Origin of the sequence: Chryseobacterium sp. SN22 (assembly GCF_008329705.1) — a bacterium.
Taxonomy (GTDB): domain Bacteria; phylum Bacteroidota; class Bacteroidia; order Flavobacteriales; family Weeksellaceae; genus Chryseobacterium.
This window is the reverse complement of the sequence record NZ_VTSX01000002.1, coordinates 77,694-99,442: the sequence shown is the minus strand read 5'-3', so window position 1 is coordinate 99,442 and position 21,749 is coordinate 77,694. Positions and strand designations below refer to the sequence as shown.

Annotated in this window: 24 protein-coding genes and 1 tRNA gene; 16 read left to right on the top strand and 9 right to left on the bottom strand. The window is 38.4% G+C overall.

Going from position 1 to position 21,749, the window contains the following annotated elements:
* Positions 1-34: 34 nt before the first annotated feature.
* Positions 35-415 (top strand): hypothetical protein, encoded by a 381-nt coding sequence (locus tag FY557_RS01600; RefSeq protein WP_149245541.1) that lies wholly within the window; start codon positions 35-37, stop codon positions 413-415.
* Between the two features lie 557 nt (positions 416-972).
* Here FY557_RS01600 and FY557_RS01595 read toward each other — a convergent pair.
* The 5 genes from FY557_RS01595 to FY557_RS01575 all read right to left on the bottom strand — a co-directional run bounded on the left by FY557_RS01595 (position 973) and on the right by FY557_RS01575 (position 4,600).
* A complete protein-coding gene (locus FY557_RS01595) occupies positions 973-1,530 on the bottom strand; it encodes a DUF6705 family protein (protein ID WP_149245540.1) in 558 nt (185 codons plus the stop codon).
* A gap of 19 nt (positions 1,531-1,549) precedes the next feature.
* On the bottom strand, positions 1,550-2,896 hold the full coding sequence (locus tag FY557_RS01590) for a hypothetical protein (RefSeq protein WP_149245539.1): 1,347 nt from the start codon (positions 2,894-2,896) through the stop codon (positions 1,550-1,552).
* Between the two features lie 410 nt (positions 2,897-3,306).
* On the bottom strand, positions 3,307-3,597 hold the full coding sequence (locus tag FY557_RS01585; RefSeq protein WP_149245538.1) for a hypothetical protein: 291 nt from the start codon (positions 3,595-3,597) through the stop codon (positions 3,307-3,309).
* 162 nt (positions 3,598-3,759) lie between these two features.
* The gene (locus FY557_RS01580; RefSeq protein ID WP_149245537.1) at positions 3,760-4,140 is read right to left on the bottom strand and encodes a hypothetical protein; all 381 of its coding nucleotides are present in this window, start codon (positions 4,138-4,140) and stop codon (positions 3,760-3,762) included.
* Between the two features lie 4 nt (positions 4,141-4,144).
* A complete protein-coding gene (locus tag FY557_RS01575; protein ID WP_149245536.1) occupies positions 4,145-4,600 on the bottom strand; it encodes a hypothetical protein in 456 nt (151 codons plus the stop codon).
* A gap of 752 nt (positions 4,601-5,352) precedes the next feature.
* Here FY557_RS01575 and FY557_RS20270 point away from each other — a divergent pair.
* Positions 5,353-5,679 (top strand): antirestriction protein ArdA, encoded by a 327-nt coding sequence (locus tag FY557_RS20270; protein WP_228451667.1) that lies wholly within the window; start codon positions 5,353-5,355, stop codon positions 5,677-5,679.
* Positions 5,680-6,021: 342 nt separating this feature from the next.
* Here FY557_RS20270 and FY557_RS01565 read toward each other — a convergent pair.
* Positions 6,022-6,095 (bottom strand) — tRNA-Gln (locus FY557_RS01565).
* Between the two features lie 311 nt (positions 6,096-6,406).
* On the opposite strand from FY557_RS01565, the gene der reads away from it, so the two are divergent.
* Both der and upp read left to right on the top strand, forming a co-directional pair.
* Positions 6,407-7,717 (top strand): ribosome biogenesis GTPase Der, encoded by a 1,311-nt coding sequence (gene der, locus FY557_RS01560; protein WP_149245535.1) that lies wholly within the window; start codon positions 6,407-6,409, stop codon positions 7,715-7,717.
* Between the two features lie 76 nt (positions 7,718-7,793).
* Positions 7,794-8,447: a uracil phosphoribosyltransferase gene (gene upp / locus FY557_RS01555; RefSeq protein WP_149245534.1), complete on the top strand. Its 654-nt coding sequence runs from the start codon at positions 7,794-7,796 to the stop codon at positions 8,445-8,447.
* On the opposite strand, the gene FY557_RS01550 is transcribed toward upp, so the two are convergent.
* Both FY557_RS01550 and FY557_RS01545 read right to left on the bottom strand, forming a co-directional pair.
* Complete coding sequence (locus FY557_RS01550; RefSeq protein WP_185151624.1) at positions 8,423-8,593, bottom strand: hypothetical protein; 171 nt, start codon at positions 8,591-8,593, stop codon at positions 8,423-8,425. The genes upp and FY557_RS01550 overlap by 25 nt on opposite strands.
* A gap of 179 nt (positions 8,594-8,772) precedes the next feature.
* Complete coding sequence (locus FY557_RS01545) at positions 8,773-9,426, bottom strand: ComF family protein (RefSeq protein WP_149245533.1); 654 nt, start codon at positions 9,424-9,426, stop codon at positions 8,773-8,775.
* A gap of 88 nt (positions 9,427-9,514) precedes the next feature.
* On the opposite strand from FY557_RS01545, the gene FY557_RS01540 reads away from it, so the two are divergent.
* From FY557_RS01540 to FY557_RS01520, 5 genes are all read left to right on the top strand, one after another.
* Complete coding sequence (locus FY557_RS01540) at positions 9,515-9,898, top strand: acyl-CoA thioesterase (RefSeq protein WP_149245532.1); 384 nt, start codon at positions 9,515-9,517, stop codon at positions 9,896-9,898.
* Between the two features lie 103 nt (positions 9,899-10,001).
* A complete protein-coding gene (locus FY557_RS01535) occupies positions 10,002-10,448 on the top strand; it encodes a 6-pyruvoyl trahydropterin synthase family protein (RefSeq protein WP_087706037.1) in 447 nt (148 codons plus the stop codon).
* Positions 10,449-10,470: 22 nt separating this feature from the next.
* A complete protein-coding gene (locus tag FY557_RS01530; protein WP_149245531.1) occupies positions 10,471-11,280 on the top strand; it encodes a UDP-2,3-diacylglucosamine diphosphatase in 810 nt (269 codons plus the stop codon).
* A gap of 147 nt (positions 11,281-11,427) precedes the next feature.
* The gene (locus tag FY557_RS01525) at positions 11,428-12,414 is read left to right on the top strand and encodes an acyl transferase (RefSeq protein ID WP_149245530.1); all 987 of its coding nucleotides are present in this window, start codon (positions 11,428-11,430) and stop codon (positions 12,412-12,414) included.
* Positions 12,415-12,511: 97 nt separating this feature from the next.
* On the top strand, positions 12,512-13,057 hold the full coding sequence (locus tag FY557_RS01520; protein WP_149245529.1) for a hypothetical protein: 546 nt from the start codon (positions 12,512-12,514) through the stop codon (positions 13,055-13,057).
* Positions 13,058-13,494: 437 nt separating this feature from the next.
* On the opposite strand, the gene FY557_RS01515 is transcribed toward FY557_RS01520, so the two are convergent.
* Positions 13,495-13,752 (bottom strand): aquaporin, encoded by a 258-nt coding sequence (locus FY557_RS01515; RefSeq protein WP_228451672.1) that lies wholly within the window; start codon positions 13,750-13,752, stop codon positions 13,495-13,497.
* Positions 13,753-14,010: 258 nt separating this feature from the next.
* On the opposite strand from FY557_RS01515, the gene FY557_RS01510 reads away from it, so the two are divergent.
* From FY557_RS01510 to FY557_RS01480, 7 genes are all read left to right on the top strand, one after another.
* Positions 14,011-14,628 (top strand): DUF5715 family protein, encoded by a 618-nt coding sequence (locus FY557_RS01510; protein ID WP_149245528.1) that lies wholly within the window; start codon positions 14,011-14,013, stop codon positions 14,626-14,628.
* 79 nt (positions 14,629-14,707) lie between these two features.
* The gene (locus FY557_RS01505) at positions 14,708-15,460 is read left to right on the top strand and encodes a hypothetical protein (RefSeq protein WP_149245527.1); all 753 of its coding nucleotides are present in this window, start codon (positions 14,708-14,710) and stop codon (positions 15,458-15,460) included.
* A 178-nt stretch (positions 15,461-15,638) separates the two neighbouring features.
* Positions 15,639-16,091 (top strand): hypothetical protein, encoded by a 453-nt coding sequence (locus FY557_RS01500; RefSeq protein WP_149245526.1) that lies wholly within the window; start codon positions 15,639-15,641, stop codon positions 16,089-16,091.
* A gap of 38 nt (positions 16,092-16,129) precedes the next feature.
* Complete coding sequence (locus FY557_RS01495; RefSeq protein ID WP_228451666.1) at positions 16,130-16,873, top strand: sensor histidine kinase; 744 nt, start codon at positions 16,130-16,132, stop codon at positions 16,871-16,873.
* Positions 16,839-17,516, top strand: coding sequence for a response regulator transcription factor (locus FY557_RS01490; protein ID WP_149245525.1), 678 nt, complete (start codon positions 16,839-16,841; stop codon positions 17,514-17,516). The genes FY557_RS01495 and FY557_RS01490 overlap by 35 nt, the downstream gene beginning before the upstream one ends.
* Before the next feature lie 135 nt (positions 17,517-17,651).
* A complete protein-coding gene (locus FY557_RS01485; protein WP_149245524.1) occupies positions 17,652-19,001 on the top strand; it encodes a T6SS phospholipase effector Tle1-like catalytic domain-containing protein in 1,350 nt (449 codons plus the stop codon).
* A gap of 576 nt (positions 19,002-19,577) precedes the next feature.
* Complete coding sequence (locus FY557_RS01480; protein ID WP_149245523.1) at positions 19,578-21,509, top strand: ABC-F family ATP-binding cassette domain-containing protein; 1,932 nt, start codon at positions 19,578-19,580, stop codon at positions 21,507-21,509.
* The last annotated feature ends 240 nt before the right edge of the window (positions 21,510-21,749 follow it).

Genomic DNA, 21,749 nt, shown 5'->3' with positions numbered 1-21,749 from the left:
TATGATTTTCTTGATAGTGAAACAAAATGCTCGTATGATTATTTTAATAAAGATCCGAAATATCCATGTTATAGACGTTTTGAAAATATTGAAGTCGAATTACGGAAAAATCAGCATTTGTCAAAACTCCATACATACCTATTTTAACTTTAAAAATGATTGGGGTACTGGCAACTACACCGATTTTCCTTACGGCGATATTTTAACCGCTTTTCAACAGCTTCAGGGCGATCTGAACGAAGATATTTCAGATTACAAAGTAACTAATCTGGAATTTGGCTTAAACATCCGAACCTCTCTAAGCCCTAAGCAAATGCTTGAAAATAACTTTTTAATGTTCAATTTTGATGAATTTAACCAACACTATACCTTTAAAAAGAAAGGATCATACAAACAGTATAACCGTAATGAATAGTATGTAAAAATGTACGATAAAGGTTTGCAGTATAAGTTGGATTATCACCTGTTGCGAGTGGAAATAAAGATAACCGACAGTAAGTTGCTGAAAAAAAGATTTGGAATCTATACAGTGCAGGATATTTACGAGAAAAGTCGGCTGGAATTATTGTTTAAATTTCTTCTGGATCGTTTTGATGAAATAATATCATCGATAGCTTTACTACTCAGGAAATCCGCGGGGAAGAAAAAGATTTTTTGAACTAGGCATAAGCTCTCATTATTGGCGGGAAATAAAAAAACAGTAAATCGTCTAGCTACTATTATGACCTAAGAACAAAGTATAATATCCTACTAAGGAAGTATAACCTTGATACCATAAAATTAGAATTACGAGATTTACTTGTAGCCAAATTTCAAAGTTTGATAGGGGATGGTGATGTGGAGTGATTGAGGGTGAGAAAGGACAAAATCGGACTATATATTAAGAGTAATTTGTACTGTAAATAAAAAAGATTGGCTTACCTTGATATTTCGGTAGAGCCAATCTTTTTTCTATTTAAGAATTACTTGAAATTATTGTTTTATTAAATCAATACGTTTTTTAGTTGGTATTGTTGTTTTAAAATTGCTACAGTCTTCAGTAGCAATATCGTTATCTGGTAAAAACAATACGCCCATACTATTTGGAGTTTCAGGTTTTATTATTAAATAGACATATCCGTAATCTATACAACCTAATTTTCCTCCAGAAAAACGTACCATATATGCTTTTAAATTTGGTTGAAAATTACTCCCGTAAAGGTTTGTCTTATCATCTTCTAAGGAAAAATTATTATATTCAATAATCCCATTTGAACTAGTAATTTTTAACCTCCCAATTAATCTATCTTTTTTTAAACTGTCATCAAAGCCAAAATTTTCTTTTTTTATAAAATTAAACTCATAATTTTTACCATCAAGTGAACCTTTCCATGTTCCTACATATTTGTTCAATAAATTATTAACATCTTTTACATAAGTTGCAACAGGACAGTTTCCTGGTTGACACTGAGCCATTGTTTCAAGTGAAACAGTTTGTCCCATACAACTTGTAAAGACAATAAAGCATATTATACTTAATATATTTTTCATAATTTTTTATTTTAAGTTTTTAACCTGGGCATCCAGATGTCATTTTAGTTTTTTCAGCTGTTAATTTTATTTCATAATTTGTGCCATTGGAATCCATCTTGTATAGATTAGTTGCTTTTACATTCATTTTTTCGCTTATAAAATTTAAAAAGCCAAGTTCCAAATCATTTGAATATTTTTCCATAAATGTTGGGAAGTCTTTCGTGAAATTTTCAATTTGTTGTGCAGTGAAACTTTTAATTTGATATTGATTTCCAGTAAATCTTATTTGATAATTTCCCTTACTTGTAACCATTACTGCGTATACATCAGATAATGGTCTACCTGCTTCTTGTGCATTTTTCAACATATCCATAAAATACCATATATCAGCAGGAGAAAACATCTTTATTCCTTGTCTCATTATTTCTGTTCCGTCAGTGTCTGTATAGGTATAATCATTAACATGTGTATGAAGATATCCCATAATATTTTTATTTTCAGGCAAACTAGCTTTAGGAAGAGATAAAGTGTTTGATGTCTCATTTTGACCTGCTGTATCTTGATATGTATAGTTTCCGTCAGCTCTTTGTATATATCCAGTTTCTCCCTTTAATCCTGTTTTACTTTCTAAATTACCAACATTATTTTTAAAAGTAGTATTATTAGTTAAAGTTTTTACTTTTGCGCAATTATCTGTAAATTCCTGTATTTCAGGAGTATATGGAAATCCGCCTCCACCGCCTGAGCCGCCACCAGAACTTCCACCGCTTCCGCCAGTAGAGCCTCCACAATTAGCATCTACATCTACAGCCTGACAGGGCAGATAAGGTCCAGATGGTAAACAATACATTTCTGTGTAAGTGTAAGTTGGACCAGCACTCCCGTCGTCGTTCGTCCAAGTCCAAGTCGTTTCAATAGTTACACAACCACCTTTTGCTTCAGAACTTAATGAATTATTCAATTTTGAATCCGTAAGTTTCGTTCTATCATGGAAAACTAAAGCAGTAAAGAATTTTTTAGATTCTTCATCTTCTTTTCTCTTAAAAAACACTCTGTCTCCATCTTTATAAACTACAAGTATAAAACTTACTTTGTTGTTTTTTATAACAGGTGCTTCGAGGAAACTTTCACTAGTTCCCATAGTTACAGCATAGTCCCAATAAATACTTCCAAAGTTGGAAGTGAAATAATTTTTGTCAGCGTATTTATCAAAAACGGCTTTTACATTTTTGATATATTTTTCGTCTTCTTTCCAAAGGCTTTTGGATTGGTATTCATTATTGGATTGCTCAGATGCTGAATATACATCGTCGTGAATACATGAATGCATTGAGATTGCAAATGCTATTAGTAAAAATAGCTTTAAAATAGTTTTCTTTCTCATAGTTTCTTTTGGTTTTGTAAGTTAAATGAATTTTTCTTAAAGTTTATTTTCATGTTTTTATAATCGTTTCATGTTTTTATATTTACATTAATGGATAATTTTTTTAGGCGACAATTTAGAAAAAATCATTGATTCATGGCATAGGTATTTTCCCTATATTTTGAATTATTATTTTTCTTTTTACAAATCTATATCTGTATGGCGACAAAACTTGACGTTTTTTTCTCCAAATTTTCCCGATTAGAGTGTTTGGGTTGAGTTTGAGAGTGATTAGAGTAGGATAATATATAAGATAAATTTGTAGTATGTATTGGTACTATCTTGCAGATTTTTCGTTAACCCCTCTGTTCATCGGTGTTTGAAGAGATAAAAAGTAAGCCCGAACCCATAAGGTCAAGGCTTTGTTTTTTCTACATTTTTACCAAGTCAAACCATGTTCCGTTACTGTTATCTTTCCACTGAATCTGAGTTGCTGATACTTTTCTGAACTCAAAACTTTGTGTTGTGGTTGTGATGTTATATTTAACTGTAAAATTATACTGCATACCGTTATTAGCTGTCTCATCAACACTTCCACCGTTAGGACTTGATTTGATTGTTCCTGTCATGCTCTGTTCGTTTACACCTGTTACAAGTAGTATAAAATCATCTGTTGTAAACTTATAGAGCTTGTTTGAAGTTGTTCCATTTGTTACGCCCATGTTCCCTGAATCCACGTTGGTGGGTGAAAATATTGAGTTGTTGCAGGGTTGGTTTGCTGTGTGTTGTTATCGTCATCGTTACTGCTAGAACAGTTTACGGTTGCTAATGTTAGCGATAATGCTACTAATGTAGATTTGAAAGAAAGTTTTTTCATAATAATGTTATGGTTTTATGTTAATGTATCTTGTTCCGTCTCCTGTGAGATTCATAATCTCTAGTCTATTTTTGTTGTAAGAAAAAATATATAGCTTTCCTTCTCTGCTTCGTAAGAAACAACTTACAGATTCTCCGAATATCCCGAAATTGTCACAACTGCTTTGAGAGTCTATTTTAAAAACATAGGGTTTTAGTAATTCTGAATCTTTAATACTTACAGTTTTCTTAGTATTATCAATTCTTATCTTTGCTTTTTTTGGAATAAGATTAGTTATATTTCGATTCTCGACAACCTGGATTATATTATAATTAAGTGTTTTTATCTGTGCGGAAATAGTTTGTACAGCAAAAACCGATATTAGACTTGCTATAATTTTTACTTTCATTGTATTAATTTTCAGAGATTAAAAAACTGTTTCTCTTTTCACTGGCTTCCGTATAGCTGTTGAAAACAAAAGTTTCCTTTTTGGTAATTCTACCATCGAAAACTTGGGCTCCATATGATTTAAGATATTCTCCTACTACCTGATCTTCAACTCTCGCCTTGGTTTCTTCATCAATAGTTTGAAGTTCCTGTATTGGGGATACAATATTGCTTTCTTGAATTTGAGTCATTTTATTTTCAGTAACAGCTAGTCTCACAAAAAGATATTGCATTTGAGGTTTGGAATGTGCTTCTAGTTTGCGGTCAATCTCATCAAACTGTACTTTTTGATTAGCTTTGATTTTAGCCATCATAGAATCAATGTGCGGATCGTCTCCTGTTTTAAATTTTGGTTTTGGATTTTCACATGATAAGGCGCAAAGTAATAATGCCGTGAATGAAAATAGTGGAATCTTTTTCATGAATGAGTGCTGTTGTATCACTCAGTCCCAAAGTGAAAGGTTATTAATGCAGAAAGCGTGGAACTATAACTTAATTTGTTCAAGGAGGTTCTGGTAAACCATACAGCACAAACAAGTATAGCCCACGCCATAAGCGAGGGCATCAACTGTTTATTCTGTGCTGTATTTGAAATTTACCAGATTTCCTTGTACAGAATAAAAGCTAACGCTTTATTTTTTTCGTTAAAAATTTAGCCACTAAGATATGAAATTTTTCAGATTCAAAGATTTTCTGTATGGTAAACTACCTTTTATGTTGTTTGGATATGGAAAATTATTGAAAGTAAATGAAAGGAATTTTGCTAATATATACAGTCCCATTTACCCCATAACCTAAATTTAGTATAAAAACATCCCCCTATGCCGAATCTCAAAATTTTTATATAGGTATCGGGACAAGGGGTACTGATAGAATTTTGACCGGGGTTGTTGGACTTTTTTTGGTTGCACCCTCTGTCAAAGATTTTGTTTTTTGACAGCTGTTTTGTTTTTCCTGCGGTCGGAGTGGTTAAAAAGATTTTAACAGACGTTGATATTTTGGTTAAAAAGTATTGTAAACTCTTGTATTCATGGGCTTTTATTGTATATTTATACTGCTTTTTGTGAGCGACTTACTACTAAAATATATCTCAATATGTACATAAAAAAACCTTGAAGCACTGCAATGCGACAAGGCAAATCAATAAATTTTAACATTACTAAAACTTATTAACATGACAAATTTACGAAATTGTCTAGATACTGCTTGTATCTATGTATCAACGTACGCTAAGTACAACAACGGCTCATTATTTGGGAAATGGCTTGATTTAGCCGATTACTCTGATTATGACGAACTAATTACAGCAATGTATGAACTTCATTCTGATGAATCCGACCCCAAATTTATGTTTCAAGATTATGAATGTCCGATTCTAGAAAAGCTGGGATTATTGAGTGAATGCCACATATCAAAAGATATTTACGATGCACTTGAACAAATCAATAATTCTGGGCATGATTTAGAGGTTTACGAAGCGTGTTTGGATTGTTTTAGGTAAAATGGAGTTTCAAAGCCTGTATGAGAACCTAAACAATTTTTATTACGGCGAATTTAATTCGGATGAAGATTTTGTACAGTATTTATATGAAGATGATACGTTTAATATTCCAAACTGGATTGTAATTGATTGGAAGCAACGGCAAGGAGTATAATGTTTGATTATTTCGAGTCTAATGAACATTATTTTCGTTGTTAAAAATACAATCAGATTCAAATAAATTCAATAGAGTTAATTCCGAGCGTTTTTATCAAAAGTGTGACTAAAAGGTGACCAAACGTCAAAAAGGTGACTGAAATAAAAATGCAACTTGCTGTTATTTAGCTAGTTGCATTTTTTAAGTGGTAGACCCACAGGGATTCGAACCCCAGATGACTGAACCAAAATCAGTAGTGTTACCGCTACACCATGGGTCTGTATTTCTGTACCGCGAAATTAGAAAAATTATTTTAAAAATAAAAGTGATTAATTGAGATTAATTAATGAAAAATTACATGTAAAACTTTTATTTATTGATAGTCAAAGAATTAATTTGATTATATTTTCCCATTGAAACGGCGATTGGTATTGAATTCTAAGCGGATCTCTGTCGGTTGGGCTTGCCGGCAGGGTTATTTGAATTAAATAAAAATCCTATCTTTGCAAAAAAAATTGGGCTCCAAAAGTTGGAGTAACCCATTGATAATCTTGTCCTGAGCTTTGTCGAAGGATTATTAAACATTTTTTTATGTCGAATATTGTTGCAATCGTTGGGCGTCCCAACGTAGGAAAATCCACATTGTTTAACCGTTTACTGGAAAGGAGAGAGGCCATCGTAGATTCCACGGCAGGGGTAACCCGCGACCGCCACTATGGGAAATCCGACTGGAACGGGGTTGATTTTACGGTAATCGATACCGGAGGATATGATGTGAACAATGATGATGTTTTCCAGGGGGAAATTTCTAAACAGGTTCAGCTGGCAGTGGATGAAGCGACGTCTATTATCTTCATGCTGAACGTGGAGGAAGGCCTTACCGATACCGATTACGAGATTTATGAGATGCTCAGAAGATCGAATAAGCCGGCTTATATCGTGGTAAATAAGGTGGATTCATCCAAAGAGGAACTGGCTGCTACGGAATTTTACCAGCTGGGAATTGAGAAATACTATACTCTATCTTCTGCTACCGGTTCCGGAACCGGTGACCTGCTGGATGATATCGTTAAAGATTTTCCTACTACAGAATACAAAGATCCGTTTGAAGGATTACCGAAAATTACCATCGCTGGTCGTCCGAACGTAGGGAAATCCACGATGACCAATGCTTTGCTTGATACCGACCGGAATATCGTAACCGATGTGGCAGGAACTACCCGGGACAGTATCCAGACGCTGTACAACAAATTCGGACATGAATTCGTACTGGTAGATACTGCCGGGATGAGAAGGAAATCAAAAGTTTCCGAGGACCTGGAATTTTATTCCGTGATGCGTTCCATCCGTTCCATTGAGTATTCCGATGTGGTGGTTATCATGGTAGATGCGACCTTAGGCTGGGAATCCCAGGATATGAATATTTTCGGACTGGCGCAGAAAAACAGGAAAGGAATCGTTATTGTGGTCAACAAATGGGATTTAGTGGAAAACAAGCAGACCAATACCACCCGGGATTTTGAAAATGCCATCAGGGATAAAATCGGTCAGTTCAGCGATATTCCAATTCTTTTCGTATCTGCCCTGACGAAGCAGAGAATCCTGAAAGTAGTGGAAACAGCCATGACGGTATATGAAGACCGTAAAAAGAAGATCAAGACTTCCAGGCTGAATGAAGTGATGCTTCCGATTTTTGAAGGAACGCCGCCGCCGGCCAATAAAGGAAAATACATCAAAATCAAATATTGTGTACAGCTTCCGACGCCATCGCCGCAGTTTGTGTTCTTCTGCAACCTGCCGCAATATGTAAAGGAGCCTTACAAAAGATTTACCGAAAATCAGCTGAGAAAAGAATTCGGGTTTACCGGAGTACCGATCGAAGTGTATTTCAGACAAAAATAATTTCAGTCCCTTTCAGATTTCTGAGAGGGATTTTACTCTTTATTAAATTTATATTTTAAATAAAAAGTTTCACATAATGAATACAGTTGTATTATCAGAACAGTTTTCTCTGGTAAATTCCTGGATCAACGAGCTACGGAATGTTGAGGTGCAGCAGGACAGGATGCGTTTCAGGAGAAACATGGAAAGAATCGGCGAAATCGCAGCGTTCGAGATCAGCAAAACGCTTGAATACAAGGAAGTGGAAATTCAGACCCCTTTGGATAAAATCAAGGTAAAGGAAATTGCGGTTCAGCCCGTAATTACTACCATTTTAAGAGCGGGAGTGCCTTTGTTTGAAGGCTTACTGAATTATTTCGATAAGGCAGATTGCGGGTTCGTAGCAGCCTACAGAAAACATGATTCCAACGATTATTTCTCCATCAAGCAGGATTATCTTACCTGTCCCAATATTGAAGGGAGACCTCTGATCGTCGGAGATCCGATGCTCGCCACCGGTGCCTCACTGATCGAAGCCATCAAGGACCTGTTGACGAACGGTAAGCCGTCATCACTTCATATCGTGGCAGCTATTGCTTCCAGGCAGGGTGCAGAAACCCTTCAGAAAGCATATCCCGGTGCAAAGATCTGGGTTGGCACCATCGATGAAGAACTCACATCCAAAGGCTACATCACGCCGGGATTGGGTGATGCGGGTGATCTGAGCTACGGGGAAAAACTGCAAAGGTAATCAGGAAGATTCCGGAAATCTTTCATCAGCTTCAATAACAGGTCCGGCCGTACTTTATCCATCGGATGTTCCGTATCGGGAAGTATGGCCGGATTTGCATCCGGAAGGCTCCTGTAGGCAGCTGTGCTTTTTTCAAGTGTTACCATAAAGTCCTTATCGCAGACCATAATCTGAACAGGAATATTGATGGTGGAGATATTACCTTTGAACGGCGTATTTTAATTTTACATCCTAAATCTCAACCTTAACTTAGCTTTAATCTCAAATTTAATTTTTAAACCTTAAATCTTAAACCTTGAATTTTGAAGCTTGAATTCCAAATCCATTATACATCAACCGCCATGACCAGTACACTCACCTTATTATTCCCGGCGCTCAGGATTTCCCAGGCAATGGTAGCCAGGGTATTTCCGGTGGTGAAAACATCATCGATCAGCAGGATATGCTTTTCTGAAACCTCTTTGTTAATGGAAAAGATATTTTGTGTTTCCAGGCGATGCTGCCTGTCTTTTAAAGCCTGTGCTTTGGAATAATGATTTCTTTTGATCAGCTCATGGTCAAAGGGAATGTTGTAAAATGCCGATAGCCTTTCGGTAAACAGGTGCAGTTGATTATATCCTCGCTCCCTCAGCTTTTTCGGGTGAAGCGGAACCGGAACCAGCAGGTCGGGTTTCTTATTTTGAAAGTCTAACTTTTCAGTCGCCCAGCCGGCAAGGATTTTTCCAATGTTTTCCCTGCTTCTGTATTTTAAATCATGGATAATCCGGCGGCTCACATTTTCCTTTTCAAAATTCATCAGCGCAAAAGCATTTTCAACAGGGAAGAGAAGCCTGCATTTCTGTTTCATAAAGCTGTCTTCGGAATATCCGGTGTGGGTAAAATGAATCTGTTCCATGCAAAGTGGGCAGGTGAGCAATTCGGACTCAATAATCCGGCTGCATGCAATGCAACGGTTCGGAAAGAAGATATCTGCAATCATCTGTGTGGTATTTTTTGCTAAGATAACAACTTTCAGAATAGGTATTATTTAATTTTTAAGTTTTACTTTTGGGTAAATATTGAGGAAGATGAGCCTGATTTTTGAAAAGCAGATGACCGTTACGGAACAACATATCGATGCCAACAACCATGTGAATAACGTTCAGTACGTCCATTGGGTGGAAGAAATCGCTGTGGAACACTGGGATGCCGTAAAGCATATCACCGATTATCCCAAAGACATCTGGATGCTGCTGGATCACCACATTCAGTATAAAAAACAGGTATTTCTGGGCGATACCCTTACAATCAGGACCTACCCCAAGTCACCGGAAGGAATCCGGCAGCCCCGGAAAGTGGAATTTTATTGTCATGATCAGCTGGTGGTGGATTCAACAACGCTTTGGGTGTTGATCGATGCGGAAACGCAGAAAATCAAAAGGCTGGAAAGTGATTGGCTGGATACGCTGTAATGAAGAGCTGGTAACCACTCCGGCGACAGATCCTAATTTACCCGGGCCGATGGGCAATAATTAAGCAAACCGAAACTCAAACCAAATTCCTTATCTTTGCAGGATGATACGTATAACAAAAATTTTTACATTCGAAACCGCCCACGTACTGTACAATTACGACGGGAAATGTAAAAATATGCACGGGCATTCCTACAAGCTGTTTGTAACAGTGAAAGGAAAGCCTGTTAATGATTTGGAAAATCCCAAAAATGGGATGGTGGTGGATTTTGGAGATATCAAAAGTATCGTAAAGTCTGAGATTGTAGACGTCTGGGACCATGCCGTTCTCATCAACGGGCTTTCGCCGCACCGCGAACTGGGTGAAGACCTGGAAGAAAAAGGCCATAAAGTGATTTACTGTACTTTCCAGCCGACTTGCGAGAATATGCTGTACGCCATTGCAGCCAAAATAAAATCGAAGCTGCCGGAAGGGATTTCCCTGGCTTACCTGAAGCTTCATGAAACCGAAAACTCTTACGGAGAGTGGTTTGCAGAGGATAATCAGTAATTATTGAACAAATATTCAGAAGGTGTTAAAGACAACCATCAATTTAGAACTCGGGAAAAAAGTATATTTCGCTTCAGACCAGCATTTCGGTGCGCCGAACCCGAAAGAAAGCAAGGTGCGGGAAGAGTGTTTTATCCGCTGGATGGACGCGATCAAGCATGATGCGCAGGTTCTTTTTCTGATGGGGGATCTGTTTGATTTCTGGCACGAATGGAAGCATGTGATCCCGAAAGGATATGTCCGGGTGCTGGGAAAAATCGCCGAACTGAAAGACCGTGGGATCCACATCTATTTTTTTGTGGGAAACCATGATCTGTGGATGAAGGATTACCTGGAAGATGAAATCGGATGTACGGTTTTCTATAAAAAGCAGTATTTCGAAATGGGCGGCAGACAGTTTTTGCTGGCCCATGGCGATGGATTGGGCCCTGGTGACAAAGGGTATAAAAGAATGAAGAAAGTGTTCACCAACCCGGTGGCGCAGTGGTTTTTCAAATGGCTGCATCCGGATATTGCCATGAAGATCGCCTTATATATGTCCCAGAAGAACAAAATGATTTCCGGGGATGAAGACAAGGAATTTCTGGGCGAAGACAAGGAATTTTTAATTATCTATTCCAAAGAAAAGCTCAAAACCCAGGCGATCGATTATTTTATCTATGGGCATCGCCACCTTCCGATGGTTCTGGATCTGGGAGGTAAGGCAAAATACATTAATCTTGGCGACTGGATTTCGTATTTTACCTATGGGGTCTTCGAACATGAGTTCGAGCTGAAGGCCTTTGGTGACGGCATAAAAAAATTACCTCAAAAAGAGGTAATCTCTGAATGAAATACATTCTTGTTTTTAATCCATATTCCGCCTATTCAAATACAATAAACTGACCAGGATACAATTTAATTATTAAAAAAATATTAAAAACAGAGGTTGTTTTATTAATCAGCTCATCATAAGATCATAAGTTAAAAGAGTTCAGCAGTGGAAAATATATTCAGCATACAGACAGAGCAGGAATTTTTAGCGGCAGCCCTGGAAACCTTCCGTTACCAATATGAAAATGTTGAGGTATACAGGCGTTTTGTGGATTATCTGAACATAGATCCGGAGAAAGTGGACCGTCTGGCAAACATTCCGTTTCTGCCGATTGAAATGTTTAAAAATCATCAGATTTTAGATAAAAATTCGGAAGCCGGCCTGTTTTTTCAGAGTTCGGGAACCACAAAGATGAATCTTTCAAAACATTTTATCGCCGACGAAAATAAATATGAAGAAAGCATCTACTGGAGCTTTGAGCAGTTTATCGGGAAGCCGGAGGATTTTATTTTTCTGGGATTACTGCCAAGCTACCTGGAAAGACAGAATTCGTCGCTGATTTACATGGTTGATTACCTGATGAAGAAATCGGGCAGGCCGGAGAACGGCTACTTCCTATATAACCACGAAGATCTGTTTAACCTTTTAAGTACGCTGGGTGACAAAAAAGTAATTTTATTCGGTGTTTCCTTTGCCCTGCTGGATTTTATCGACTACTGCGGATCCCGGCAAAGCAGCGGATCTCTGAACGCTTCAGAAAACCTGGTCGTGATCGAGACCGGAGGGATGAAAGGAAGAAAAGAGGAAATGACCAAAGACGAACTGCTGAAGATATTGCAGGAAGGCTTTAAAACCGATAAAATTTATTCGGAATATTCGATGACGGAACTTCTTTCGCAAGCCTATTCGTTGGGGAACAATGAATACGAATGCCCGAACTGGATGAAGATCATGATCCGGAATGCGGAAGATCCTTTCAATTACGAAAAAGAAGGCCGGACCGGAGCCATTAACATTATCGACCTGGCGAACATTCATTCCTGTTCATTTATCGCCACCCAGGATCTGGGAAAGGCCGTGGGGGATAAATTTCAGGTATTGGGGAGGATCGATCATTCAGATATCCGTGGCTGCAGCCTGTTGGTGAGTTGAGGTGGATGTGTTTGAGTGGGAGAATCTGAAGATGTGAAAGAAAATGACGGATTCTCCGTTAGAGGTATAATCAATTAAATTTTAATTAAAAGCAAAAGTGTTAAAAATAGAAGAATTGGTGCATGCGTTTATCCATTCTCAATGTAATTTTGAGAAGGAAATGGTGCTTACCAATCATTTTCAGGCCGATTGGGAAGCTGATATTTTATTAATCGATGCAGAAGGCTATAGCCATGAGATCGAGATTAAACTTTCGAAAAGCGATTTTAAGAATGACTTTAAAAAATCGTATACAAATACCAATACCGGCGAAAAATTTTTGAAGCACGATAAGATTTCGTGTGGCGACTACATCTGCAACGCCTTCAGTTTCCTGTTGCCGATGGGGATGGTGGATCATGATTTGATTCCCCTACATTGCGGGATTATCGAGTTTTATCATAATGTAGATACCTGGGATACGGAATTTTACCGGATCCGCGAGCCGAAGCGCGTGCATGAAGACTCGTACTGGAAGCTTAATGATAAAGATGTTTTCATCCGGAAAATGGCACTGAGCCTGTTGCAGAAAAAACTACAGATCAAGGGAAAGCACGAAGAGTTGATTTTCAGAAGTCCTTTCGATATTAAAAGATTAAAATAAAAAAATCCTGTTTGCAAAACAGGATTTTTGATAGGGTTTCATCCGCTTCTGTTGAATGTAGCCGCTTTATAAAATATCATATTTTAAAGTGAATTCGACCATGTTGAGCATGTATTCGGTCGGTTGGTGAAGTGGGGAGTAAAAGTCAGGTTAGTGAGTCAGGATTTTAAATAGAATTGCTCTTTTATAGAAGCGATTTTATATAGTAATCAATACATTTGATCTTAATATGAGCAAAAGGAACTTCCAGCATCCAGCTTCCCTCTTCCGGCCTATTATCTGATTTCTGCTTTGGGTTCATATTACTTTTCAATAAATGACTGAATGTACTTCGTTTTGTCTTATTTTAAGAGCTTTCAATCAGTGAGTTGTAAGTAAAAGCAGCCGCAACACCTCCCATGACGAACTGTAATAAAAAGCCAAACTGGCTTATGGTTTCATCGCCGGCGAAAACTTGCGGGGCCGATATTTCTTGCCGGGTTTACGGAAACACCGGTTACCTTAATCCCTACAATATGGATCAGCACCAGTGAAAAACCAATGGCGAGACCGGAAAAACCGCCGTTGATATTCTTGTTGGAGGTAGCTCCTAAATAACTACACTTAATCCGAATGCAAAAGAAAATTTCCGGAAGTCTGCTTGGATGGTGCCGTCCGCACCGGCAATAACGGCCTTCCGCAGCCCATAAAAACAAGCACCGTTGTCCCAAGCATTTCTGCTACAAATTAGATGCTTTTTGAAATCATCATCTAGGTACGAAAACTAATAATTTAAATTTATTTTCATTTTTTAAAAATAAATAGATGATCTAAAATATATTTTGTTGTTTTTATGTGATTAATTAATAAATTTTAACTAATTATTTGTATTAGTAAAAATTTATGGTTTTGTTTTAAATTAATATATTTGATTAAGATAAATTGCCTGTATTAATTTTTACCTGATTTCTCAGATGAAAAAACTGCTGTACCTCAATATCCTGTTCCTGGGACCGTTTTTTTTTACCCAGAAAGCCAGCCGGGATTTTCCCTGTTATGATCTGAAAGAAGTGGTGAAGATAGAGCCTACCGCATTGTATAAGCCGCATCTTGATGCTGCGAAAAGTTTCGGCATAAAACTCCTGAAAGATTCAAAGACGGTTCAGAAATACATCGATAACGGTAAGCTTCATAAAATCAAGAAATCGGGAAAGGGCTACCGCGTTCAGAAGCTTGATTACAGCAGGGCCTGGATGGTTTCCAAAGGTAAGCTGATGCTGGAAAAAATAGGGGCCCGGTTCAGTAAAGAAACCAAAGGAAGTACGTTTACGGTTTCTTCCCTTACGAGGACACTGGAAGACCAGTGCCGCCTGCGAAAAGTAAATTCCAATGCCGCATTGGGAATCAGTTCTCATAATTACGGCAATTCTTTCGATATTTCTTATGTCCGCTTTAACGATGCTTTGAAGTACAATCCTAAAATGGAAGTGGCTCTGGAAAGAGTACTTAGATACTATTATGATGCAGGAAAAATTTATTACATCAAAGAAAAGCAACAAAGCTGTTTTCATATTACCGTAAGGAACTATTAACAAATTTTCAATTATTCGTGAGATACTTGCACAGATAAATTAGTTTGTATAATTTTGACGCATTAAAACCATGAAAAAAATGAGTATATTAAATCGGGAAGCATGCGAAGCAGCTATTATAGAATGGTCTAACTGCTGTTCTGAGTATGAATTGATCAAGAGACTGATCTCTACGAACTATGTTTTTAATTTCGATTCTTCGGAAATTCAATGGATGAAAGCGGAGAGTAAAAACAACCAGTTCTGTACCGAGATCGGAGTTTATCAGGGAGCGCTGATTGCAATCCTTTATCCAATGGATGCGGAAGGGCAGAAAATTATCATTGATGGCTATCCTTATAGTACATTACAGGAACTGCAGCAAAACTTAATATTGCAAGAGACAGCGGTATATACCGTCGTTAAGAATGCCGTTCTTTCTAAAAATCTGGAAAAAGTGGACGATAGTGCCGATACATCTTTTCCGGTTTCAGGCAAGCCGGTGCTGGCTCAGGATAAAGCTGTAACAGCTATAGAATCATGGAGAAATGAAGGCATGATGTGGTTTTACAGGGAATGTACGGAATTCGGAGGAGACAGGATTTTCAGAAGATTCTATGCACCGGCCCAGGATATTCTTCATTCAACGCGTCAGAAAGAGGAGCCAAAACAAACGCTTACGCATATTATCTGTTCATTCGGGCTGAAGTATTCCGATGTCTATGGACGGGTACTGCCTACGCTTATTTTTATTTCATTCTATGAAAATCTTGAAGATAACGGAAGCATAAAAAATATATCAAATACCTATGATTGGTCGCATGCCTGTCCGCCCTCTTGTGGGATTATATAATTAAAAAAAATTAGATTGTACTGTGGATATTTCCGGGGTAATACTTTATCTCAATAACATTTTACTTGTAATTTGTGTCTTAGTTGGGATTAAAAAATACAGATCTTTTAAAAATACGGAAAAATGGTATGTTTATTATATCATTTTTCTTTTTTTGATAGAATTTACCATTAATATTATGATTCATGGCTTCCATGCAAAAGAGCTGAATCATATTTTTCCGTATTACGTTTCGGGAGAGCTCCTTGTCTTAGGAACTCTTTTTATCCGCAAGCTGAATCTTTCGTCTTATTTATATATTCCGCTGATTTTAACGGCCGGATTTTTCCTGCTGAGCAACGACATTATCGTTAATGAAACAAAAAAGGTTATTTCCAGTATCATGATCATCTGTTTTGCAGGATATGCGTTGCTGATGGAAATCGGCAATTCTAGAATCAATACCCGCTTTATTGTTGCAGACAGCCTTGTTTTCCTGTACTATGCCATGTCGGTATTTATGTTTTTCCTGCTCCGGCAATTGGCTGGCTTTAAAGCACAGGATGCCAACATGATCTGGAACGTTAATAATCTCCTTTGCAGCCTTTTGTACGTCTCACTTATTTATACTTTTTTAAAATTAAAGAAATAACGTTAAATATTACCTTCTTTATTGCACTGCTTGCCGTCATGGCAATCATCATGTCTTTTATTCTGCTGGCCTACAGAAGTTTTATCCGGAGAATTGTTAAAGAAAAGAATGCGCAGTATGAAGCGGAGGTTCAATATCAGAAAACACTGGTTTTAGAAAACATCAAAGCACAGGAATCAGAGCGGAAGAGAATTGCCGTCATGATCCACGATGATATCGGGAACCGTCTTAATATTCTTTCCTTATGGCTTAATAATCTCGACACAAAAGGAGATGAGCTTATCAAAAAAAATATCACAACCCAGATGTCTTCCCTGATTGATTCGGCGCGAAGCATTTCCCATTCCTTGTATCCGGTAAACCTGGAATCGGTAGGGTTGGTGCTGTATATCGAAGAACTGATTGCCAATCTGGCAGGAAGGATCAATATTTCCCTGAATGTAAGCCCGAAATTTCAGAAAAAAGAAATTTTCATAGAAGTCCAGTTATATAGGATCATTCAGGAGTTTACCACTAACGTTCTTAAACATTCGGAAGCAACAAGGGTCTGGATTTATATAAAGGACAATAACACCAATCTTGCTGTCGTCATTTCAGACAACGGAACAAGTTTTGAATATGAAGAAGTAAAAAAGGGGATGGGGATCAAAAACATCGAATCCAGAATAAAATCGATGAATGCGGCGCATAAATGGAAAAATGTCCTGGGACATGGCAGCCGGTTAATTATTAAAATTCCATACAACAATGAATTCTCAGATCAAATTAGCATTAGTGGATGATGAGCAGCTGATCCTCGAAGCGGTAAAAATGCTGTTGTCTTCGGAGCAGGGAATTTCCGTAGTGGCCATGTCTAATAACGGACCCGATTTTTTGGAAACCCTTGAAAATACCTCTTCGGAAGATTTTCCGGATATCGCTTTGGTAGATGTGCAGATGCTGCCGATGAACGGTTTTGAACTGGTGGAAATACTGAAAGAGAAGTATCCGGAGCTTAAAATCATCATCCTTTCTTCACATTACAAGACTACGATTTTAGGTTACATGGTGAAACTGGGAGTCTCTGCTTTCCTGCCTAAGAACTCCAACAGAAATGCCTTTATCGAAGCCATTACCATGGTCTACAAAAACGGGATATTCTTTACACCGGAAGACCATCAGATGATTTTCTCCTATATGAACAGCCCTACAAAGAAAAGAACCCTTTTCGAAATGGATGATGAGCTTTCCGAAAGGGAGAAAGAAGTTGTAAAGCTGATCTGCCAGGAATGTACCAACAATGAAATTGCTGAAAAGCTTTACATCAGCCCGAGAACCGTGGAAAGCCACCGCCAGAGAATTGTCGAGAAGATCGGTGCAAAAAATACGGTTGGAATCGTAATTTATGCCATCATCAACAACATCCACCCGCTTGAAAGAATATGATTCCGTAGAAATACGGAATTTTTTATTTGGTATTTTCTACGCTATCATTCCAATTTTTTTCACCGTTACTTTGGGGAATTCATAAAATGAAGCACTTCATTACCCATAATGAAGAACAGATAAAACCACAAGTGAATGAATTGTAAAATAATCTCTATTGGAGTTTTTTTCGACGGTACCGGAAATAACGGACCGAATGCAGTTTCCCTTCGGAAGCCTGACAAAAATAATGAAAGCTATTATGGTGGGACTACCAATATCTATAAATTATTCAATCTTTTTAACGGTGATGAAAAAATTTATATAGAAGGAATAGGAACCGTTACCGGATCCGAAGACCAGGATTTTACCATGGCCACCTGTAAAAACCCTTCGGGGGTTTCAGGATATTCCTCGGATGATAAGCTGGAGAAGGCTTCTTCATTTGTCAGAAACCTATTGTCCGGCAATGCAGCAGAATATCACTTCTATGTGTATGGATTCAGCCGAGGCGCAATGCTGGCCAGGCATCTATGCTATGAACTGCTGAGGGAATATTCGGAATTTTTGGGCTTTACGGTAAAAGTAAAATTCCTGGGTATTTTTGATACCGTGGAATCTGCAGCTTTCAGCAGCCATGAAGTGGCTATACTTCCGAAGACGGAGCGGGTGCTGCAGATCAGTGCGCTGAACGAATGCCGGTTTTTTTTTCCGCTTACCGGTCTTTCTGAAGATTCAAAAGAAAAAAGCGATACCTGTTTGGTAACGGAACATTCGGTGTGGAAAGAGATTTTTGTGCCCGGCTCTCACGCTGATGTGGGAGGAGGGTATCTTGAAGGATCACAGTCGGTTTATGTTTCGCCGGCCTTTACGGAAGACCGGGAGGTTTTCTATTATATGGAAAACATCAGAGCCACGATAAAAAACGCAGAAGGAAATAAAATCTGGGATGATTTGCTGAGCGATTACGGAATAGATCATGACGGCATTTCCTCACAGGCCTATATTGCCAAAGAGTGGGTCTATAACGGACTGCCGAAAGTTTACGGGCAGCTGATGATTGCAGAAACCAATGCTGAAAAGCCGGTGTTCAGGACTGATTTCAGCCTGTCGGATTTTGAAATTGAGGAGTGCGAGCATCCCTGCCTTATCGAATTATCGCAAGCTCTTCAGCGCTATATACAAACCCTTTCGCCGGATACGAAGCCGGTTTACCATTATGCGGAGCTGTCGGATTATACCCACATTTCGGCCAATTTCGGATTGTACCATGAGGCATTGCTTCAGCATCCGAAAGGTACCGCCTTTGCAGAATTTATCAACAACGGGCTGAACGTTCCGGGTCATTCGAACGATCATTACCATAAAAACGGCTCCAGGTCACAGTTGGAGATCCACCACATCGAAGATTCTGCTGTGGACTATGCATACGGAACCAACATTCCGAATAATGACTATTGGAACCGTACAATTCTAATGAAAGAAAGTGTTTACAACAAATGTTAGTACTTTTTCAGTTTTAAATTTAGGTGTAGAGCTGCCATGATTTTGGCAGCTCTTTTTATTCATGAGCGGATTTTAAAGAAGCATTTAAAATACTAATAATGATAAAGGTGAGAGCAGAAAGCCGGAAATTCCTGTCAATAGTATGCTCTGGGTACATTGGTATAAAATGTTATAGCCGCTATACTGTTTAGACAACTCGGTTTAAATCCTGTCATTATTGAATTAAATGTGTTATGCTGAGCCTGTCGAAGTACTATTGAAACCGAAAAATCTGCGATATAAAGGGATCTGCATCGATAACGTTAAGTGAAAGAAGCTTCTACGGAACCTCTAAAAACTTAGCCTTAGTCTAACCTACTCTATACTCCGTAAAAATACGTAATGTAAACTTTGGTTATTTCTACGATACCGGATCAGCTTTATTTTCCGGAATTTTGTCATTCAACTTATAAGCGTATAAGTTTTCCCCCTTAGAGCTGCTTTTTTAAGCGGCTCTTTTTCTTTATCTTGAATTGCTTTATTTTCCGTATTTTTGCACCCGAAAATTCATTATTCACATTAATCATTATTTAACACATGCTTTCGGTTCAAGGTTTAGGATTACATCATTCGGGAAACTATCTGTTTCAAAACGTAAATTTTACAATTAAAAAGGATGATAAAATTGGTTTGGTCGGTAAAAACGGAGCGGGAAAATCCACTTTACTGAAGATGCTTTCCGGAGAAATTACATTCTATGAAGGAAACGTTGTTCCCGAAGGAAGCATTACCATTGGTTTCCTGAAACAGGATCTCGATTTTGTAAAAGGAAGAACCGTATGGAATGAAACCATGCAGGCCTTCGAGCAGATCAATGCATGGAAGGAGGAACTGGAGGAAGTCAACCATCAGATGACGGTAAGAACCGATTATGAAAGTGATTCTTACACGGACCTGATCAATAAAATGACCGAGCTTAATGATCTTCTGATGCATCACGATGCCTATAATCTGGAAGGTGATGTGGAAAAAGTTCTGTTCGGATTAGGATTTAAAGCCGACGATTTCCAGAAGATCACCGATGAATTTTCAGGAGGCTGGAGAATGAGGATCGAACTGGCAAAGCTGCTTCTTCAGAAAAACGACCTGATGCTTCTCGATGAACCTACCAACCACCTGGATATGGAATCCATTATCTGGCTGGAGAACTTCTTGAAAGAATATCCCGGAGCGATTGTGCTGGTAAGCCACGATAAGCAGTTCATGACAGCCGTCTGCAACCGTACTTTTGATGTGAACAACCGAAAAGTCGACGATTATAAAGCCAACTATTCCAAATACCTCGTCATGCGGGAGGACCGCCGTGAAAAACTGATTCAGGCCAAAAAGAATCAGGATGCAGAGATCAAGCAGATGGAAGACAACATCAACAAATTCCGTGCGAGCGCCACCAAAGCTTCCTTTGCCCAGTCATTGATCAAAAAACTGGATAAAATCGAGCGTATCGAAGTGGATAACGAAGACGTTTCCAAATTCAACATCCGTTTCGTGCAGTCGGTTGTTCCGGGGAAAGTTATTTTTGAGGCGGAAAACCTTGGAAAAGCATACGGAGAAAAACAGATTTTCGATGATGTGGATTTCATTGTTCAGCGGGGTGACCGGATTGCATTGCTGGGACAGAACGGGCAGGGAAAAACAACCCTGGCGAAAATCCTTGCCGGCGATATTAAAGACTATTCCGGAACTTGGAACCTGGGGCACAATGTCAATATCGGATACTTTGCCCAAAATCAGGAAGAAGTATTGACTCCGAATAAAACCGTTCAGGAAGAAGCGGAAGATGCCGCAACGGAAGAAACGAGACCTAGAGTCCGTGATTTGTTAGGATCTTTCCTGTTCCAGGGAGAAGCGGTGAATAAAAAAACAAAAGTACTTTCCGGAGGGGAAAGAAACCGTCTGGCACTTTGTAAATTGCTGTTGCGTCCGTTTAATACCCTGATCATGGATGAGCCGACGAATCACCTGGATATACAGTCCAAAGAAATTATCAAGCTGGCCTTGCAGAAGTTTGAAGGTACCCTGATCGTCATTTCGCACGACCGGGAGTTTCTTCAGGGGCTTTGCGACAAAATCTATGAATTCCGCGACGGAAAAATGAAAGAGTTCTTAGGCGATATCAACGAATATCTTGAATTCAGACAAAAAGAATCAATCCGTGAGATCTCGGCTGAGAAAGCAAAGCTTCACAGTGAGGCTCCGAAAGCTGAGGTGAAAAAAGCGGAAGAAAAGCCTGCCGTTAAAAGCGATCAGTCTGCAACGGTCGTGAGTAAAGAGCAGAAAAATATTCAGAATAAAATTAAAAAGGTAGAAGAGAAAATTTCCGAGCTTGAAATAAAAGTAGAGAAATTTGAAACTTCTTTTACGAAAGAAAACCCTTCTGAAGAAACCCTGGAAAAATACAGTAAAACAAAAGAGGAACTTGAACTGGCTTTACAGGAGTGGGAATACCTGGGATCTCAGCTGAATTGATTTCTGGTTTAATAGTCAGAAATAGTTTGTAATACCTGTTATTACTCGTGATATATAAAGTTTATTGGAATTTTTTCAATAAACTTTTTTGTGCCTGCCTGATAATTCAGGAAAAAACGCTCTCGAAGCCACATGATCATCCGTGAAAATCTGCGTAATCCGAGGAAGATTTTTTTTCGTCGATTCAAAGCTTTTGTAACAAAGCGGACATTATTCCTACTTATCAATTAAAATATTTTA

Bases quoted from the DNA above. Each gene is read 5' to 3' on its own strand.
- FY557_RS01600 (WP_149245541.1), top strand. From the start codon at position 35: ATGATTATTTTAATAAAGATCCGAAATATCCATGTTATAGACGTTTTG.
- FY557_RS01595 (WP_149245540.1), bottom strand. From the start codon at position 1,530: ATGAAAAATATATTAAGTATAATATGCTTTATTGTCTTTACAAGTTGT.
- FY557_RS01590 (WP_149245539.1), bottom strand. From the start codon at position 2,896: ATGAGAAAGAAAACTATTTTAAAGCTATTTTTACTAATAGCATTTGCA.
- FY557_RS01585 (WP_149245538.1), bottom strand. From the start codon at position 3,597: ATGGGCGTAACAAATGGAACAACTTCAAACAAGCTCTATAAGTTTACA.
- FY557_RS01580 (WP_149245537.1), bottom strand. From the start codon at position 4,140: ATGAAAGTAAAAATTATAGCAAGTCTAATATCGGTTTTTGCTGTACAA.
- FY557_RS01575 (WP_149245536.1), bottom strand. From the start codon at position 4,600: ATGAAAAAGATTCCACTATTTTCATTCACGGCATTATTACTTTGCGCC.
- FY557_RS20270 (WP_228451667.1), top strand. From the start codon at position 5,353: ATGACAAATTTACGAAATTGTCTAGATACTGCTTGTATCTATGTATCA.
- der (WP_149245535.1), top strand. From the start codon at position 6,407: ATGTCGAATATTGTTGCAATCGTTGGGCGTCCCAACGTAGGAAAATCC.
- upp (WP_149245534.1), top strand. From the start codon at position 7,794: ATGAATACAGTTGTATTATCAGAACAGTTTTCTCTGGTAAATTCCTGG.
- FY557_RS01550 (WP_185151624.1), bottom strand. From the start codon at position 8,593: ATGGTAACACTTGAAAAAAGCACAGCTGCCTACAGGAGCCTTCCGGAT.
- FY557_RS01545 (WP_149245533.1), bottom strand. From the start codon at position 9,426: ATGATTGCAGATATCTTCTTTCCGAACCGTTGCATTGCATGCAGCCGG.
- FY557_RS01540 (WP_149245532.1), top strand. From the start codon at position 9,515: ATGAGCCTGATTTTTGAAAAGCAGATGACCGTTACGGAACAACATATC.
- FY557_RS01535 (WP_087706037.1), top strand. From the start codon at position 10,002: ATGATACGTATAACAAAAATTTTTACATTCGAAACCGCCCACGTACTG.
- FY557_RS01510 (WP_149245528.1), top strand. From the start codon at position 14,011: ATGAAAAAACTGCTGTACCTCAATATCCTGTTCCTGGGACCGTTTTTT.
- FY557_RS01505 (WP_149245527.1), top strand. From the start codon at position 14,708: ATGAGTATATTAAATCGGGAAGCATGCGAAGCAGCTATTATAGAATGG.
- FY557_RS01500 (WP_149245526.1), top strand. From the start codon at position 15,639: ATGATTCATGGCTTCCATGCAAAAGAGCTGAATCATATTTTTCCGTAT.
- FY557_RS01495 (WP_228451666.1), top strand. From the start codon at position 16,130: ATGGCAATCATCATGTCTTTTATTCTGCTGGCCTACAGAAGTTTTATC.
- FY557_RS01490 (WP_149245525.1), top strand. From the start codon at position 16,839: ATGAATTCTCAGATCAAATTAGCATTAGTGGATGATGAGCAGCTGATC.
- FY557_RS01485 (WP_149245524.1), top strand. From the start codon at position 17,652: ATGAATTGTAAAATAATCTCTATTGGAGTTTTTTTCGACGGTACCGGA.
- FY557_RS01480 (WP_149245523.1), top strand. From the start codon at position 19,578: ATGCTTTCGGTTCAAGGTTTAGGATTACATCATTCGGGAAACTATCTG.